Source organism: Nonomuraea sp. GTA35 (assembly GCF_041950525.1).
Classification (GTDB): domain Bacteria; phylum Actinomycetota; class Actinomycetes; order Streptosporangiales; family Streptosporangiaceae; genus Nonomuraea.
Window position 1 is genome coordinate 154,398 of record NZ_JBGNUV010000002.1, and the last position, 15,734, is coordinate 170,131.

At 73.6% G+C, this 15,734-nt stretch carries 17 protein-coding genes; 8 read left to right on the top strand and 9 right to left on the bottom strand.

All coding sequences use genetic code 11. The annotated features are described in order from the left end of the window. Positions 1 to 57: 57 nt before the first annotated feature. Together ACBJ32_RS07490 and ACBJ32_RS07495 are read left to right on the top strand one after the other, a co-directional pair. The gene (locus ACBJ32_RS07490) at positions 58 to 603 is read left to right on the top strand and encodes a TetR/AcrR family transcriptional regulator (protein ID WP_375126081.1); all 546 of its coding nucleotides are present in this window, start codon (positions 58 to 60) and stop codon (positions 601 to 603) included. 103 nt (positions 604 to 706) lie between these two features. After that, positions 707 to 1,126, top strand: a complete 420-nt coding sequence (locus tag ACBJ32_RS07495) for an ATP-binding protein (protein WP_357884144.1) — start codon at positions 707 to 709, stop codon at positions 1,124 to 1,126. 180 nt (positions 1,127 to 1,306) lie between these two features. Here ACBJ32_RS07495 and ACBJ32_RS07500 read toward each other — a convergent pair whose 3' ends face one another. From ACBJ32_RS07500 to ACBJ32_RS07510, 3 genes are all read right to left on the bottom strand, one after another. Continuing rightward, entirely contained in the window at positions 1,307 to 1,663 is a 357-nt protein-coding gene (locus tag ACBJ32_RS07500; protein WP_375126082.1) for a hypothetical protein, read from the bottom strand. A gap of 58 nt (positions 1,664 to 1,721) precedes the next feature. Continuing rightward, positions 1,722 to 2,678 (bottom strand): Ppx/GppA family phosphatase, encoded by a 957-nt coding sequence (locus tag ACBJ32_RS07505; RefSeq protein ID WP_375126083.1) that lies wholly within the window; start codon positions 2,676 to 2,678, stop codon positions 1,722 to 1,724. 106 nt (positions 2,679 to 2,784) lie between these two features. Next, complete coding sequence (locus tag ACBJ32_RS07510; RefSeq protein WP_375126084.1) at positions 2,785 to 3,018, bottom strand: hypothetical protein; 234 nt, start codon at positions 3,016 to 3,018, stop codon at positions 2,785 to 2,787. 183 nt (positions 3,019 to 3,201) lie between these two features. Here ACBJ32_RS07510 and ACBJ32_RS07515 point away from each other — a divergent pair, with 183 nt between their 5' ends. Then, positions 3,202 to 4,017 (top strand): formylglycine-generating enzyme family protein, encoded by an 816-nt coding sequence (locus ACBJ32_RS07515; protein WP_375126936.1) that lies wholly within the window; start codon positions 3,202 to 3,204, stop codon positions 4,015 to 4,017. Positions 4,018 to 4,021: 4 nt separating this feature from the next. Continuing rightward, positions 4,022 to 5,152 carry a UDP-N-acetylglucosamine--N-acetylmuramyl-(pentapeptide) pyrophosphoryl-undecaprenol N-acetylglucosamine transferase gene (locus ACBJ32_RS07520; RefSeq protein ID WP_357884134.1) on the top strand — a complete coding sequence of 377 codons (1,131 nt, stop codon included), beginning with the start codon at positions 4,022 to 4,024 and terminating at the stop codon, positions 5,150 to 5,152. Between the two features lie 24 nt (positions 5,153 to 5,176). Here the strand turns inward: ACBJ32_RS07520 and ACBJ32_RS07525 are convergent, their stop codons facing one another. The 6 genes from ACBJ32_RS07525 to ACBJ32_RS07550 all read right to left on the bottom strand — a co-directional run bounded on the left by ACBJ32_RS07525 (position 5,177) and on the right by ACBJ32_RS07550 (position 12,089). Continuing rightward, positions 5,177 to 6,061 (bottom strand): hypothetical protein, encoded by an 885-nt coding sequence (locus ACBJ32_RS07525; RefSeq protein WP_357884132.1) that lies wholly within the window; start codon positions 6,059 to 6,061, stop codon positions 5,177 to 5,179. A 21-nt stretch (positions 6,062 to 6,082) separates the two neighbouring features. Then, positions 6,083 to 6,970: a hypothetical protein gene (locus tag ACBJ32_RS07530; protein ID WP_375126085.1), complete on the bottom strand. Its 888-nt coding sequence runs from the start codon at positions 6,968 to 6,970 to the stop codon at positions 6,083 to 6,085. A 55-nt stretch (positions 6,971 to 7,025) separates the two neighbouring features. Next, on the bottom strand, positions 7,026 to 7,913 hold the full coding sequence (locus ACBJ32_RS07535) for a hypothetical protein (protein WP_375126086.1): 888 nt from the start codon (positions 7,911 to 7,913) through the stop codon (positions 7,026 to 7,028). Between the two features lie 48 nt (positions 7,914 to 7,961). After that, the gene (locus ACBJ32_RS07540; RefSeq protein WP_375126087.1) at positions 7,962 to 10,079 is read right to left on the bottom strand and encodes an MMPL family transporter; all 2,118 of its coding nucleotides are present in this window, start codon (positions 10,077 to 10,079) and stop codon (positions 7,962 to 7,964) included. A gap of 181 nt (positions 10,080 to 10,260) precedes the next feature. Continuing rightward, a complete protein-coding gene (locus ACBJ32_RS07545) occupies positions 10,261 to 10,911 on the bottom strand; it encodes a response regulator (RefSeq protein ID WP_375126088.1) in 651 nt (216 codons plus the stop codon). Next, positions 10,908 to 12,089 carry a sensor histidine kinase gene (locus ACBJ32_RS07550; protein WP_375126089.1) on the bottom strand — a complete coding sequence of 394 codons (1,182 nt, stop codon included), beginning with the start codon at positions 12,087 to 12,089 and terminating at the stop codon, positions 10,908 to 10,910. The genes ACBJ32_RS07545 and ACBJ32_RS07550 overlap by 4 nt, the downstream gene beginning before the upstream one ends. 152 nt (positions 12,090 to 12,241) lie before the next feature. Between ACBJ32_RS07550 and ACBJ32_RS07555 the strand changes: the two genes are divergently transcribed. From ACBJ32_RS07555 to ACBJ32_RS07570, 4 genes are read left to right on the top strand one after another with little or no spacing between them, the layout of a single operon-like run. After that, positions 12,242 to 13,132: an ABC transporter ATP-binding protein gene (locus ACBJ32_RS07555; RefSeq protein ID WP_375126090.1), complete on the top strand. Its 891-nt coding sequence runs from the start codon at positions 12,242 to 12,244 to the stop codon at positions 13,130 to 13,132. Continuing rightward, entirely contained in the window at positions 13,132 to 13,851 is a 720-nt protein-coding gene (locus tag ACBJ32_RS07560) for an ABC transporter permease (RefSeq protein ID WP_375126091.1), read from the top strand. Before ACBJ32_RS07555 ends, ACBJ32_RS07560 begins: the two co-directional genes overlap by 1 nt. Further along, a complete protein-coding gene (locus tag ACBJ32_RS07565) occupies positions 13,848 to 15,068 on the top strand; it encodes a sensor histidine kinase (RefSeq protein ID WP_375126092.1) in 1,221 nt (406 codons plus the stop codon). Before ACBJ32_RS07560 ends, ACBJ32_RS07565 begins: the two co-directional genes overlap by 4 nt. Beyond that, a complete protein-coding gene (locus tag ACBJ32_RS07570; RefSeq protein WP_375126093.1) occupies positions 15,065 to 15,658 on the top strand; it encodes a response regulator in 594 nt (197 codons plus the stop codon). The genes ACBJ32_RS07565 and ACBJ32_RS07570 overlap by 4 nt, the downstream gene beginning before the upstream one ends. Positions 15,659 to 15,734 lie beyond the last annotated feature (76 nt).

Genomic DNA, 15,734 nt, shown 5'->3' on the forward strand with positions numbered 1-15,734 from the left:
CAAGCGTAGAATAAGGTAGATACTTACTTGCCGGCCGTCAAGTAGAAAAGGTGCGAAGTGCGGGAAGACACGCGAACCCGGATTCAGGAGATCGCGCTGAGGCTGTTCACGGAGCAGGGCTACGAGGCGACCTCCCTGCGGGAGATCGCCGAGGAGCTCGGCGTGACGAAGGCCGCTCTTTACTACCACTTCAAGACCAAGGACGACATCGTGGCGAGCCTGGTCGAGCAGCGCCTGACCGAGCTGGACGAGCTGCTCGCCTGGGTCAGGAGCCGGCCCAGGACCCCCGAGACGCGGCGCGAGCTGGTCGATCGCTACGCCGACAACGTCCGGGCGACCCGGCATCTCGGCATCGCCAGGTTCCTGGAGCGCAACCAGACGGCGCTGCGCGACCACCCGACGCTGATCAGGATCCGCGAGCGCATGGTGCAGCTCACGTCGGAGATCAGCGAGCCGGGCGCCCCGCCCGCCGAGCGTCTCAGCCACTCGCTCGCGCTGTTCGCCCTGCACGCGGGCAAGTGGCTGATGAAGGAGGGCGAGCTCTCCGACGAGGAGATCCACAAGGCCTGCCTGGAGGTCGCCCACCGCTTGCTGGAGCGGTAGCGGTTTTCGGCCCCATCCCGTCCGAAAGGTGCGATTGGGACACGGATTCGAGGGCAGAGGTCTCGCACGCATCCAGACGGGAGGAGGCGCAGTGGAGGCTACGATGGCGCTCCGACTGCCCAGGGATGCGGCGAGCGTCCCGCTGATCAGGCAGATGCTGGACGGCACGCTGCGGTCGCTCGGCGTCGAGCCGCAGGTCCGAGATGACATCGAGCTGATGCTCACCGAGGCGTGCTCGAATGTGATCAAGCATGCGGGGCCCAGCGACGACTACACGGTCAGCGCGTCCGTCCACGACCACCTGTGCGTGATCAAGGTGGTCGACAACGGCGACGGATTCAACCCTCGTGACGTGGCCGAGCCCGAGCCGGGCTCCGAGCACGGGCGCGGGCTGCAGATCATGCGAGCGCTCGCCGACGACATCCGATTCACCAACCGGCAGGAGCACGGATCGGTGGTCTGCCTGGAGAAGCGCCTGCGCTACGCGCCGGGCGCGGCCGGGCAGCACCTCATGGCCACCTGAGGCCTCATGGCGGAACCGCTGCCGGATTTCAGGGCCGCACCGGGACCTCCGGGTCCCGGTGCGGCGCCGTACCAGGGGTCCTGAACCCCGGTTCGGCACCTGCCGCGGGCTCCCGCACCCTGGTGCGGCGCCTGCCGCGGATGGCTCCACTACTCCGGTGCGGCACCTGCCGCGGGCCTCCTACACCCCGGTACGGCGCTCGGCCGGCTGCCGGTGCAGGCGGTAGCCGCGCAGGGCGCCGCCGCCCCGCCTCGGCTCCCTGGGCCGCGCGCCGCCGAGCAGGAAGCGGCGGCGCACCCGGGACTCGCCACCGCTCAGCTCCGCCCGCCGCCGCTCGGGCACCGTCTCCCCGCTGAGCTTCAGCTCCAGCCTGGGCCCCCGCCGGGTCAGCCGCCTCCAGAGGCTCCTCCAGTGGGTGGTCGAGGCGGCCATCGCCAGCAGCGTCACCATCGCGACGGCCGAGACGAGCAGCACGGCCAGGACGATGAGGAGGAGGACGACTGCCAGGGATCCGATCGCGCCGAGCACTGTCATCATTCGGCGGAAAATGCCCGCCCACCAGCGCTTTATGCCAATGGATGGGGATATATCGACCTTACTCTGACCCGTTGAGCTGATCCAGCCGCCCCGGCAGGAGGTCGAGCCGGCGCAGTATCACTCCCTCGCGCAGCGCCCACGGGCACACCTCCAGCCGGTCCACCTCGAACAGGTCCATGGCCGCGTCGGCGACCAGCGCCCCCGCCGCGAGCTGCGCCGCCCGCCCCTCGGACACGCCGGAGAGCTGCGCCCGCTCGGCCGACTTCATGGAGGTGAGCTTGGCGGCCCAGTCGGCCATGTCCTGGCGCGACAGCGAGCGCGAGACGTACGGGCCCTCGCTGGAGGGCGCCGCCCCGGCGATCCTGGCGAGCTGCTTGAACGTCTTGGACGTGGCCACGGCCCGGTTGGCCTGGCCGTACCTGACGACGTCGCCGACCGTGCGGGCGATCTCGGCGCGTACGTGCTTGCGCAGCTTGCGCACCTCGTCCGCCGCCGGCGGGTCACCGGTGAACCAGTCGCGCGTCAGCCGCCCCGCGCCCAGCGGCAGCGACACGGCCACGTCGGGCTCCTCGTCCACCCCGGCGGCGATCTCCAGCGAGCCGCCCCCGATGTCGAAGGCCAGCAGCCGCCCCGACGACCAGCCGAACCACCGCCGCACGGCCAGGAACGTCAGCCTGGCCTCGTCGCGGCCGGACAGGACCGCGATGTGCACGCCGCAGCGCTTGTCGATCTCGGCGAGCACCTGCTCGCCGTTGGCGGCCTCGCGCACGGCCGAGGTGGCGAAGGCCAGCAGGTCCTCCACCCCCTTGTCCTCGGCGAGGTGCACGGCCTCCTCGACGAAGCTGCCGAGCCGCTCGATGCCGTCCCTGCCGAGCTTCTGGTCCTTGTCGAGGTGCTCGGTGAGGCGTAGGTCGACCTTGTGGGAGTAGGCAGGCATGGGCCGGGCGCCGCGATGGGCGTCGACGACCAGTAAATGGACGGTGTTCGAGCCGATGTCCAGCACGCCGAGTCGCATGACAGAAAGCTACCGGTCTGCGGCTTTTACGGCGAAACTGAGTCGAAAGTGGTCGAGCGCGACGGGCACGGGATCCTCCAACGTGACGGACGGGGTGACTGAGCACTCACGCAGGAGCGCGCCCAGCAGGGTGGCCGAGGCGGACAGCGGCAGGTCCGCCCCCGCGCGGCCGGCCCAGCAGCCCGATCGCGTGACGGCCGGCGCCCGCGAGCGCCGCCGGGCGCACCCCGGGCGGCCGGGGCATGACGGCGCCCCGCACCAGGGCGGGCAGGGCGCGCGTGGGGGCCACGGCCGGCGCCCCGGCGGGTGTCGACCGGGCCGGGCGCGTGATCGTGGGCATGTTGGAGGGACTACCCTTCCTTGGTGTCGTGACACGTTGGGGGGATTGTTGAGCGCTTGTTGTGGCCCGAGCCGCGACCCCGCCGCCGGGCAGGTCAAGGAGGCCGTGGAGATCGTCGCGCGGCGTCCCTCAACCGGCGGGCCGCCGCGGGGGATGGTGCGGCCCGGCGGGCCGCCGCGAGGGATGGTGCGCGTCCCCGGGGGGACGTTCCTCATGGGCGGCGACGACCCCGACGGGCGCCCCGAGGACGGCGAGGGGCCGGTGCGCGAGGTGCGGGTCGACCCGTTCTGGATCGACCCCGCGTGCGTGACGAACGCGCAGTTCGCCACGTTCGTCAAGGAGACCGGGTACGTCACCGAGGCCGAGCGGATCGGCTGGTCGTTCGTGTTCCGCCAGTTCGCCACGGCCGGGGTGATGGAGGCCACGGTGCCGGGCGCCCCCTGGTGGGCGGGCGTCGAGGGGGCCGCCTGGCGCTCCCCCGAGGGCCCCGGCTCGACGGTCGGCGACCGGCAGAACCATCCCGTGGTGCACGTCTCGTGGAACGACGCCACCGCGTACGCCGCGTGGGCCGGCAAGCGGCTGCCCACCGAGGCGGAGTGGGAGATGGCGGCCAGGGGCGGGCTGGAGCGCAGGCGTTACCCGTGGGGCGACGAGCTGGCGCCCAAGGGGCGGCAGCGGTGCAACATCTGGCAGGGCCGCTTCCCGACGGCGCCGAGCAAGGGGACGATGCCGGTCAAGTCGTTCCAGCCGAACGGCTACGGCCTCTACAACGTCTCGGGCAACGTGTGGGAGTGGACCGCCGACTGGTGGGGCGTGGAGTGGGAGCCGTTCGCCGACAACCCGGCCGGTCCGGCCGAGGGCACGGCCAAGGTGATTCGTGGCGGGTCGTACCTGTGCCACGACTCCTACTGCAACCGCTACCGGGTGGCCGCGCGCACCTCTAACACGCCCGACTCCTCGACCGGGCACACCGGGTTCCGCTGCGCGGCCCTAATCTGATCGCATGTCACGAACCCTGCGACTGTTGATCACCGGCGGCGGCACCGGTGGTCACACCTATCCGGCTCTGACGACCCTGTCGGCCGTCCAGCGACGCCAGGTGCCGCACGACGTGCTCTGGGTGGGCACCGCCAACGGCCTGGAGGCGCGGATCACCGCCGAGCACGGCATCCCGTTCAAGGCGATCACCACGGGCAAGCTGCGCCGCCGTCCGAACCTCAAGGAGCTGGGCACCAACATCGCCGACGTGTTCCGCATCCCGGTCGGGGTGCTGCAGGCGATCGGGCACGCGGCGCGCTACCTGCCCGACGTGGTGCTGTCGACGGGGGGTTACGTGGCGGTGCCCATCGGCGTGGCGGCCAAGATCATCCGCCGGCCGCTGGTGATGCACGAGCAGACGACGGTCGTGGGCCTGGCCAACCGCATCCTGGCCAGGCTGGCGACCAGGATCGCGCTCTCGCACGAGTCGTCGCTGCAGTACCTGCCCGCCTCGGCCCGCTCGAAGGCCGTGGTGACGGGCAACCCGATCAGGCCCGAGCTGCTGCAGGGCAACCGGGCGGCGGCCTACGACCTGTTCGGGCTGACGTTCGAGGTGCCGCTGATCTACGTGACCGGCGGCGCGCAGGGCAGCAAGCAGATCAACACGCTGATCGCGGAGATCCTGCCGCGGCTGCTGCCGCACGCGCAGATCGTGCACCAGTGCGGGCCCGCGTGGATCGACCAGATGCGGGCCGTGGCGCTGCCGCCGGGGCTGGCCGACCGCTACCACCCGGTGCCGTACGTGGGCGGTGAGCTGGCCGACCTGTTCGCCGCGGCGGACGTGGTGATCTCGCGCAGCGGGGCGGGCACGGTGTCGGAGCTGACCGCCATCGGCAAGCCGTCGGTGCTGATCCCGCTCATCCCGACCGGCGGTGACGAGCAGCGCAAGAACGCCGGCTACCTGGCCTCGGCGGGCGCGGCGCGGGCGCTGCTGGAGCCGCACCCCACGGCCGAGATGTTGCTGGCCGAGCTGATGCCGCTGCTGGCCGACCCGGGGCTGCGGCAGGCGATGGGCCACGCGGCGGCCAAGCTGGGCCGCGTGGACGCCGCCGACGCCCTGTGCGACGTGCTGCTGCAGGCCGCCCACCACGCCTGACCGCCCTCCGCCACCTGAGGTCCGTCAGGGCTCCAGGTGGCGGAAGGCCTCCTGTGCCGAGCTGACGCTGCGCCGCAGCGCCTGCTCCAGGCGGTCGGCGTCGGCGGCCAGGCGCTCCAGCTCCGGCACGGCGAACCCGTCGGCCCCTGTCTCGGCCACCAGCTCCTCGTACTGGTGCACGCGGCTGCGCAGCTCCTCGATCTGGTGGTGGGCCACGTACGCGCGCTCGGCGTCGGCGACGTTGGCCGCGTACCGTTCCAGCGCCTCGACCCGGGCCAGCACGGCCTCCTCGCTGCTGTCCAGCGCCCGCGCCAGCGGCCGGGCCACGGCCTCCACCTCGGGGGTGAGCCCCTGCGAGACGGTCTCCCTGTGCTTGGTACGCAGCGCGGACAGCTTGGCCAGCAGGCGGGCGATCTCCCATTCCTGGGCGGGCAGCATCACGCCGTTGCGCACGTCGTCGAGCAGGCCCTCGGCGTTGACCCGGGAGCCGGTGACGGTGGCGATGGCGTGCTGGGCGCGGGCCAGGAGCCGGGCCGAGGACTCGTCGAGGTCGTCGGTGAGCACGTAGCGGCCCTCGTACCAGCGCAGTTGCTCGTAGACCTCGCGCTCGTAGGCGTCGTCGTCCTCCTCGGGGAGGTCGTTGCGCACGAACAGCACGATCATCAGCGGGATGCCGAACAGCACCAGCATCAGCAGCCCGAGACCGCTGGTGAACGAGCCGAAGCCCAGCAGCAGCCCGAAGAGGACCGCTCCGCCGAACCCCGCCATCATGCGATGGTGGGCGCTGGAGACCGACCGTCGTGGCTGGGGTGTCCAGCCCTGGCGCATCTTGATCAGGACCTGACGGCTCTCCCTGAGAAGCCGGGCGTCGTCGGGTGGTACTTCGGGGTCTACTACCACATCCGCCACGAATCCGGATCCTAAGCGAAGTCAGCCATCAAGGTGGCGAAAAGCCTCGTGCGCCGAGCTGACGCTCTCGCGCAGCGCCTGCTCGAGGCGGTCGGCGTCGTCGGACAGCCGGCTCAGCTCCGGCACCGCCGAGCCGTCCGCGCCCGACTCCGCGAGCAGCTCCTCGTAGCGGGGCAGCTTGGCGCTGAGGCGTTCGATCTGGTTCCTGGCGCGGTAGGCGCGCTCGGCGTCGGCCACGTGCCCCGCGTACCGTTCCAGGGCCTCGACGCGGGCCAGCACCGCCTCCTGGCTGCTGTCGAGGGCGTGGGCGAGGGGCGCGGCCACGGCGGCCACCTCGGGGATGACGCCCTCGGAGACGACCTCCTGGTGCTCGGCGCGCAGCTCCGACAGCTTGGCCAGCAGGCGGGCGATCTCCCACTCCTGGGCGGGCAGCATCACCGCGTTGCGGGCGTCGTCGAGCAGGCCCTCGGCGTTGACGCTGGAGTCCATCACCTGGTCGATGGCGGCCTGGGCGCGGGCCATGAGCCCCCTGGCGGGATCGTCGAGCCGGTCGCGCACGACGTAGCGGCCCTCGTGACGGCGGGCGGCCTCGTACACCTCGCGCTCCCTGGCGCGCCGCCGCGCCACCTCGGCGTCGGGCCGGGGCCGCAGCAGGACGCTGACCATCAGCAGCGCCGAGCCGGTCATGATCACCACGAAGGGCGGGTAGCGTTCGGCGACGAACAGCGCCAGCCCGTACACCGCCGCCGCCAGGGCCGTCACGGCGGCCACCAGCCTGGCCGCGGCGCTCACCACGGGAGAGCGCCCTCCGCGCGGGGGCGCCCAGCCCGACTGGACGCGCAGGAGAAGTTTGCGGTTGTCACGCAGCAGGGCCGCGGCCTCTTCGGGCACCGCCGGATCGATTATCACCTTCGCATGACGTCCGGGCACCTTATCGATCCTCTGTCACGTTCTTTCCGGGTGGTCAGCTCTCCAGGTATCGGAACGCCTCGTGGGCGGACTCGACGCTGCGGCGTAAGGTGCGCTCCAGCACGTCGGCGTCCTCGGCCAGCCGCTCGATCTCGGCCACGCCGAGCCGGTCGGCGCCCGCCTCGGCGAGCAGCTCCTCGTAGCGCGGCAGGCGGGCGCGCAGCTCCTCGATCTGGCCGCGGGCGTGGTAGGCGCGCTCGGCCTCGGCGACGTGGCCGGCGTAACGTTCCAGCGCCTCGACGCGGGCGACCACGGCGGCCTCGCTGTTGACCAGGGCCCGTTCGAGCGGCTCGATCACCGCGGCCACCTCGGGCGCGATGCCTCTGGCCAGCAGCTCGCGGTGCTCCAGGCGCAGCTCCGACAGCTTGGCCAGCAGGCGGGCGATCTCCCACTCCTGGGCGGGCAGCATCACCGCGTTGCGGGCGTCGTCGAGCAGGCCCTCGGCGTTGACGTGCGAGCGCAGCACCGACCCGATGGCGCGCTGCGCCCTGGCCAGGACGAGCCTGGCGTCGTGGTCGAAGTCCTCGGGGAGCAGGTAGCGGCCGTCGTACCAGCGGGCCTGCTCGTAGACGCCGCGATCCTGCGGCCGCTCGTCCTCGGGGGTCTCGCTCATGGACGCGATCTTCACCAGGACGATGAAGACGTACGTGCCGAGCAGGACGAACCCGGCCGCCGTGGCCTGCGAGGCCAGCAGGACGGCCATCAGCGCGATCACCAGAGGGGTGGCGGCCAGCAGCAGCGCGCTGGAAGGGTTGCCGCGGCGGGCCGGCGAGGCGGACGCGGGGGGCCGCCATCCGGCTCTCACCCTGGACAGTAAGGGGGCGTTGGCGCGTAACAGACCGGCCACCTCGCGTGGCACCTGCGGATCTACTACCACACCCACGTTCTGTCCTGGCACCCTGGCGCCCCCAACGCTCGTGATGTCTGGATATTACGTACGATTACGCCTCGGTGTCAGCCTCCGGAAGGTCAGTTCAGGGAACCACCAGTTGCGTTCACCGATCACCTCCATGGCGGCGGGCACCAGAACCAGGCGTACCACCGTGGCGTCCACCAGCACCGCGACCGCCAGCCCGACGCCCATGACCCGCAGCGCGCGATCGTCGAACGCGCCGAACGCGGCGAACACGCAGAACATGATCGTGGCCGCGGCGGTGATGACCCTCGCCGTCTTGGCGAGCCCGGCGGCGACGGCGCGGGTGTTGTCACGGTCCCTCAGGTACTCCTCCCTGACGCGGGACAGCAGGAACACCTCGTAGTCCATCGACAGTCCGAACGTGATCGTGAACAGCATCATCGGCACCCACGCGTCGATCGGCCCGCCGGTGCCCAGGCCCAGCACGTCGAGCTGGAAGACGGCCACGACCACGCCGTAGGCGGCGCCGACGGACAGCAGGTTCACCACGATCGCCTTGATCGGGATGACCAGGCTCCTGAACACGGGCACGAGCAGCGCGAAGGCGGCCAGCAGCACCAGGCCCACCACCCAGGGGAGGCGGCCGGCGGTGTGCCGGGCGTAGTCGAGGGCGGCGGCGGTGGAGCCGGTCACGAGCACCGCCTCGGGAAGGCCGGCGCGGAGGCGGTGGATGAGGTCGTCCGTGCGCTCGTCCTGGGGGCCGGTACGCGGGACGACCACGGCCGTGCGCCCGCCGGCGGGGAAGGCCTGGGCGACGCCCGGCGTGCGGGCCGCCTGCTCGATCGCCTCGCTCAGCTCCTCGCTCGCGGGGTGGGCCACCAGGATCAGAGGGCCCGTCACTCCGGGGCCGAACCCCTGGGCGAGCAGGTCGTGGGCGCGGCGCGTGGTGTCGGTCACCGGCCGGTTGCTCGCGTCGGACCAGCCGACCCGCAACTGCGTCGCGGGCAGGGCCAGCGCCACCAGCGCGATCAGCGCCGCCACCCCCGCCTGCCAGGGCCTGCGCTGCACGACACGGCTCCACCGGTACGACAGCGGCACCCCGCCGGCCCGCCTCGGCAACGCGAACCTGTCGATCCTCCTGCCGATCAACCGCAGCAGGGCGGGCAGGAGGGTGAGGGCGGCGAGCATCACCATCAGCACCCCGCACCCGGCGGCCAGCGCCACCCCGCCGCCCAGCGACGGGCCGAGGAGCAGGATCCCGGCGCCGGTGACGATCACGATGAGGCCGGCGAACAGCACGGACCTCCCGGCGGTGCGCATCGCCTCCTCGACGGCCTCCTCGACTCCCTCCGCCGCTCCCCTCGCCGCTCCCCTCGGATCCGCGCCCATCGCGGTCGCGCCCTTCGATCCCTCCTCCAGCGCGGTGCGGAAGCGGGTGACGATCAGCAGGGCGTAGTCGATGCCGACGCCGAGGCCGAGCATGATCGTCAGGTAGACGGCGAACCCGGGGCTGCTGACGGCGTGCCCGAGCAGGGTGAACAGCGCGACCCCGCACGCCACCCCGACCACCCCGACGACCAGCGGCACCGCCGCCGCGATCAGCGACCGGAACGCGAACAGCAGCACCACCGCCGCGGCCAGCAGCCCGACGAGCTCCGTGACCCCTCCGGGGGTGAAGTCGGCGAAGTCGTCGCCCGACAGCTCGACGGTCACGCCGGCGGGCGGGCGGAAATCATCGCGGAGCTTCCTGAGCTCCGTCGCGGCCTCCTGGCCGGGGTGGTCGATCGGGATGGAGGCGATGGTGCCGTCCGGGGAGACGCGGCGCGCGTCGGTGGCCGCGTGGACGCCGGGGACGGTGTTCATCCTGGCGATCAGGCCGATGACGGGGTCTGGCGCCGATGTGCCACCTTCCGCGGTGGCGGGGTCACGGGCGGGGTCGCGGAGGGGGTCGCGGGCGGGATCGCGGGCGAGGGCGGGGGTGAGGCCGGAGGGGGCGGAGACGACCAGCGCGCCCGACGGCTCCGGGGCCGCGCCGGCCAGGAGCTCGGCGGCGAGCTGGCTCTCGGAGCCCGGCAGCGAGAAGTCGTCGTCGGCGGGGCCCGGCCAGGTGGCGGCGGCCGCGATGAGCGCGGCGGTGAGGGCCAGCCAGAGCACGACGACGAGCCGGCTGTGGCGGATGCAGAAGCGAATCATGCGCCGACGCTAGGAAGGCGGGAGGCACGCGGTCGTCGTCCCGGCGCGGGCCTTCGGCTACCCCGCTCGCGGTACGGTCCCGCCCCGGACGCACGCCCCGTCACCCGGACCCGAGACGACCACGCCAGGCTCACCGCGCCCGCCCGGCCCCGACGTCCGAGAGGCCGGCGCCGGGACGGGGTCAGGTGGGGTCGCCCGGGCGGACGAGGCCGGTTTCGTAGGCGATGACGACGAGCTGGGCGCGGTCGTGCGCCGACAGCTTGGCCATCATCCGGTTGACGTGCGTCTTGACCGTGAGCGGGCTCATGAAGAGCTCCTCCGCGATCCGCGCGTTCGTCTGCCCCCTGGCGACCCTGGCCAGCACCTCGCGCTCGCGCGAGGTCAACGGCCTCAGCCGGTCGTCGTCCAGGACGGCGGGACGGGCGGTGAACTCCTCGATGAGCCGCCGGGTGACCCCCGGCGACAGCAGCGCGTCCCCCCGGGCGGCCACGCGGACGGCGTGCCGGATCTCGGCCGGCTCCGCGTCCTTGACCAGGAAGCCGCCGGCGCCGGAGCGCAGCGCCTCGTACACGTACTCGTCCAGGTCGAACGTGGTGACCACGACGACCCGCACGCCGGTCCCCGCCAGCGCGCGGGTGGCCTGGAGGCCGTCGAGCTCCGGCATGCGGATGTCCATCAGCACGACGTCGGGCCGCAGCTCGCGCGCCAGCCGTACCGCTTGGGCGCCGTCCGCGGCCTCGCCGATCACGGTGAGGTCGTCCTCGGTGTCCAGGAGGGCCCGCAGGCCGGCCCGGACGAGGGGCTGGTCGTCGGCGAGCAGGATCGTGATCACGCGGGCAGCCGGGCGGTGACGCGGAAGCCGCCCTGCGGGGCGTTCCCCGTGGTGAGCCGGCCGCCCACGGCGGCGACGCGCTCGGCCATGCCGGTGAGCCCGTGCCCGCGCGGCACCTGCCCGCCCCGCCCCCCGTCGTCCCGCCGCCCGTCGTCCTCCAGCCCGTCGTCCCCCCGCCCGTCGTCGTCCACGCGTACGGTCACCGCTCCCGCCTCGTACGTCAGCGTCACGCGCGCCGAGGTGGCGCCGGCGTGGCGCATGGTGTTGGTCAGCGCCTCCTGCACGACACGGTAGACGGTCAGGTCGGCGGCGGGAGGCAGGGGACGGCGCTCGCCCTCGACGTCGAGCGTCACCGGCAGCCCCGCGTTCCGGAGGAGGCGGGGAAGCTGCGCGGAGCCGGGCTGCGGGACGTGGGCGCCCTCGCCGGGGCTGGGCGTCCTGCCCCGGGCGGTCTCCCCGCCGTCGCGCAGGACGCCGAGGACGGCCTTCATCTCCGACAGGGCCTGCCGGCTGGAGGTGCGGATGACCTGGAGCGCCGCCGCGGCCTCCGGCGGCCCGCCGGCGCGTTCGACGGCCTCGGCGGCGACGGCGGCGTGCAGGGCGATCACGGAGACCGTGTGCGAGGTGACGTCGTGCAGCTCCCTGGCCACCCGCAGCCGCTCCTCCTGGGCCCGCCGCAGCGCCTCCTCCTCGCGCGTCCGCTCAGCGTCGGCGGCCCGCCGCTCCACCTCGGCCGTGTACGCCCGCCGCGCCCGCGACACCTCCGCCGCCTGCGCCACCGCCAGCAGGACCAGCGTCCACACCACCACGGCGAGCACGACGTCGGCCTCGCCGCGCACGACCGCCACCGCCCCGGGCACCGCGACGAGGAACGCCGCGCCCGCCCACCCGGCCGCCCTGCGCCCGTCGGCGACGGTGGCGAACAGGGCGGCCAGCGCGGGCAGCGGCCACAGCGCGAGCGCGTACCCGAGGGTGAGGACGACCGCCGCCGCGCCCGCGCACACCGCCAGCGCCGCCTCCGGCCGCCGCCGCTGCCAGGCGAGCCCGAGCACCGTGACGGCCAGCAGCGCGCAGCCGGGAGCGTCGAGCGGCCGGGCGTCGGGCTGGTTGCCGAACGCCATGGCGGTGGAGGAGAAGACGGTCACGCCCATGCCGCACACCAGGGCAATCGTCCGCATGGTGGCACGGTAGTGCACGCTTCGCGCGGCGGGCGATACCGCCGGCGCGGTATCCGGGGTACCCCTGCCGCCGTACCCATGACGTTCGTCATGCCGGCCCGGCTGACGTACGGCACTACACCCGCCACGACGCGTTCCCGCACGCTGGTCGCATGACTGGAAGCGCACTGGAGATGAGGGCCGTGACGAAGGACTACGGCCCGGTCACCGCGCTGGCCGGCGTCGATCTGGAGGTCGGCGAGGGCGAGACGGTGGCGGTGCTCGGCCCGAACGGGGCGGGCAAGAGCACGTTGTTGTCCATCGCGCTCGGCCTGCGCGCCCCCGGCTCGGGCACCGTCAGCGTGCTCGGCCGGGCGCCGCTGGAGGCGTTGCGGGCGGGGCGGGTCGGGGTGCTGCTGCAGGAGTCCGGGCTGCTGGAGGACGTACGGGTGGGCGAGCTCGTGGGGGCGGTCGCCGGGATGTACCCGAAGCCGATGCCGGCCGGGCGGGCGATGCGGGCGGCGGGCGTCGAGGACCTCGCCGGGCAGCACGTCGGGCGGCTGTCGGGCGGGCAGCGGCAGCGGGTGCGGTTCGCGCTGTGCGTGGTGGGCGATCCGGACCTGCTGGTGCTGGACGAGCCGACGGTCGGCCTGGACGTGGAGGGGCGCCGCGCCCTGTGGCAGGAGGTGCGGGCCATGACCGGGCAGGGCCGTACCGCCGTCTTCGCCACCCACTACCTGGCGGAGGCCGACGACTACGCCGACCGGGTCGTCCTGCTGGCCGGCGGCAGGGTCGTCGCCGACGGCTCCGTGGCCACGGTGAAGTCGCTGGTCGGCGGCAACGAGGTGCGCTGCACCCTCCACGACGCGGACCTGTCCGATCTGGAGATCCTGCCGGGGGTGCTGCAGGTGAGCGTGGAGGGCCGGTCCGTGTCGCTGCGCACGAAGGACTCGGACGCGACGCTGCGCGGGCTGTTCGCGATGTTCGACGACGTCAGGGACGTGCGGGTGGAGAGCACGGACCTGGAGAGCGCGTTCGTGAGCCTGACGGGAGGGCGGGCCTGATGGGGGCGTACCTGAGGCTGGAGCTGATGCGCGGCTTCCGCAACCCGGTGGGGCTGATCATGACGACGTTCTTCCCGCTCGGGCTCTACCTGGTGTTCACGCGGGTGCTCAACGTGGCGCCGCGGGGGATCGGCGACTTCGCGGCGTACACGATGGTGTCGATGGCGACGTACGGCGCGATGGGCAGCGCGCTGTTCATCGGGGGCGCCATCGCGCTGGAGCGCTCGAAGGGGTGGCTGGCGCAGCTCGCGATCACGCCGCTGCCCGCGCACGGCTACGTGACGGCCAAGCTGGTCAGCGGCGCGGTCGCGGTGCTGCCGAGCATCCTCGTGGTGCTGGCCGGCGGGGCGCTGCTGTCGGGCGTGCGGCTGCCGCTCGGCACCTGGCCGCTGCTGGTCGTGCTGATCTGGGTGGGCGTGCTGCCGTTCGCGGCGCTCGGCACGGCCTTCGGCTACTCGATCAAGGGGCAGGCCGCGACCCTCGCCATGACGATCGTCTTCTTCCTGCTGGCGGTCCTGGGCGGGCTGTGGCTGCCGGTGGAGGCCATGCCGGCGGGGATGCGCGCGGTGGCCGAGCTCAGCCCGGCCTACGCGGCCGGGTCGCTGGGCTGGCGGGCGCTGGACGGCCTGGCGCCGGCGGGCTCGTCGCTGGCCGTGCTGGCGGCGTGGACGCTGCTGTTCGCCGCGCTGGCCCTGTGGCGTTACCGTCGGGCACTATGACGGTGGCGGAGTTCGATGCCGGCAGGGGCCGGACGGCGGCCCGGGTGGGCTCCGGCGCCTGGTTGCTGCTGGCCGGCTGGCCACTCTGGTCGTTCCTGGCCACAGGGCCGGGGCCGCTCGCGGTGGTGGCGGCGCTGGGGCTGGTGGCGGTGTTCGCGGCCTGCTGGCTGGTGATCATGTGGCGGATGCTGGGCCCGCGGGCGGGCACGCCGCGGCCGTGGGCGCTGGCGGGGCTGACGGGGTCGGGGCTGGCGCTGCTGCCGCTGCTCGGGGCGCCGTGGGCGTACGTGTCGTTCGTGTTCGCGATCAGCGCGCTCGCCGCGTCGCTGCGCACCCCGGTCTTCGCCGCGGCGGCGGCCGTGACGGCGGCGGTGGAGGTGCTGGCGCTGCTGGCGTCCGGCGCGCCGCCGGCGCAGGTGTGGTGGGTGCCGCTGGTCATCGCGGCGCAGGCCATGGCCGTGTGGGCGATGAAGCACATGGGCCTGCTCGTGGCCCGCCTGAACACCGCGCGCGTCGAGGTGGCGCAGCTCGCCGTGGAGAACGAGCGGCTGCGCTTCGCCAGGGACCTGCACGACACCCTGGGGCACACGCTCACCTCGATCACGATCAGGAGCCAGCTCGCCGCCCGCCTGGCCCCGGCCGACCCCGGGCGGGCGGCCCGCGAGATGACCGAGGTGGAGCAGGCCGCGCGGCGGGCGCTGGACGAGGTGCGGCACGCCATCGCCGGGTATCGCGCGCCGTCGTTGTCGCAGGAGCTGGAGACCGCCACCCGCAACCTGGGGGTGGCGGGGATCGAGGTGGCGGTCTCCCCCGCCGACGGGCCCATCCCCGCCGCCGCCGAGGCCGAGCTCGCCTGGGCCGTACGAGAGGCCGCCACGAACGTGCTGCGCCACAGCCGCGCCCGCCGCTGCCACATCCGCCTGCGGGTGAACGGCACCTCGGCGGCGGTGGAGGTCCGCGACGACGGCCGCCCCGCCGGTGACACCGGGGAAAGGGGCGACGGGCAGGCCGGGCAGGCCGGGCAGGCCGGGCAGGCCGGGCAGGCCGGGCAGGCCGGTGGAAGGAGCAAGGAGCTGAGCGGGCAGGCCGGTGGAAGGGGCAACGGGCTGACCGGGCTGGCCGAGCGGATCGGCGCCGCGGGCGGGCGCCTGGAGGTCGGCACGCTGCCCGGGGGCGGGTACCGCCTGTACGCGCAGGTCCCGGTGGAGACCTCGTGATCAGGGTGCTCATCGCCGACGACCAGGACCTCGTCAGGGGCGGGCTGGCCGCGCTGCTCGGCCTGGAGGACGACATCGAGGTGGTGGCGGAGGTCGGCCGCGGCGACGAGGTGCCCGCGGCGACGCGCGCGCACGACCCCGACGTGATCCTGCTCGACATCGAGATGCCCGGCCTGTCGGGCCTGGAGGTCGCCGAGCGGCTGCGCGACCGCAAGGTGATCATCGTGACCACGTTCGGCCGGCCCGGCTACCTCAGCAGGGCGCTGGAGGCGGGCGTGGCCGGGTTCGTGGTCAAGGACGCCCCGGCCGCCGAGCTGGCCGCGGCCGTGCGCCGGGTGATGGCCGGCGAGCAGGTCATCGATCCCAAGCTGGCCGTGACGGCGCTGACCACCGGCCCGAGCCCGCTCACCCAGCGGGAGGCCGAGGTGCTGCGCGTGGCCGCCGGCGAGCCGACCGTGGCGGCGATCGCCAGGCGGCTGTTCCTGACGGAGGGCACGGTGCGCAACTACCTGTCGTCGGCCATCGGCAAGACGGGGGCGCGCAACCGCGCGGAGGCCGTACGGGTGGCGGAGGAGCGCGGCTGGCTCTGACGCGAACACCGCTAGCCTGCCGGATGAGGTGGTTATGCCGGCGTTATGCCGGTCCCACCACACTGAACGGCATTTG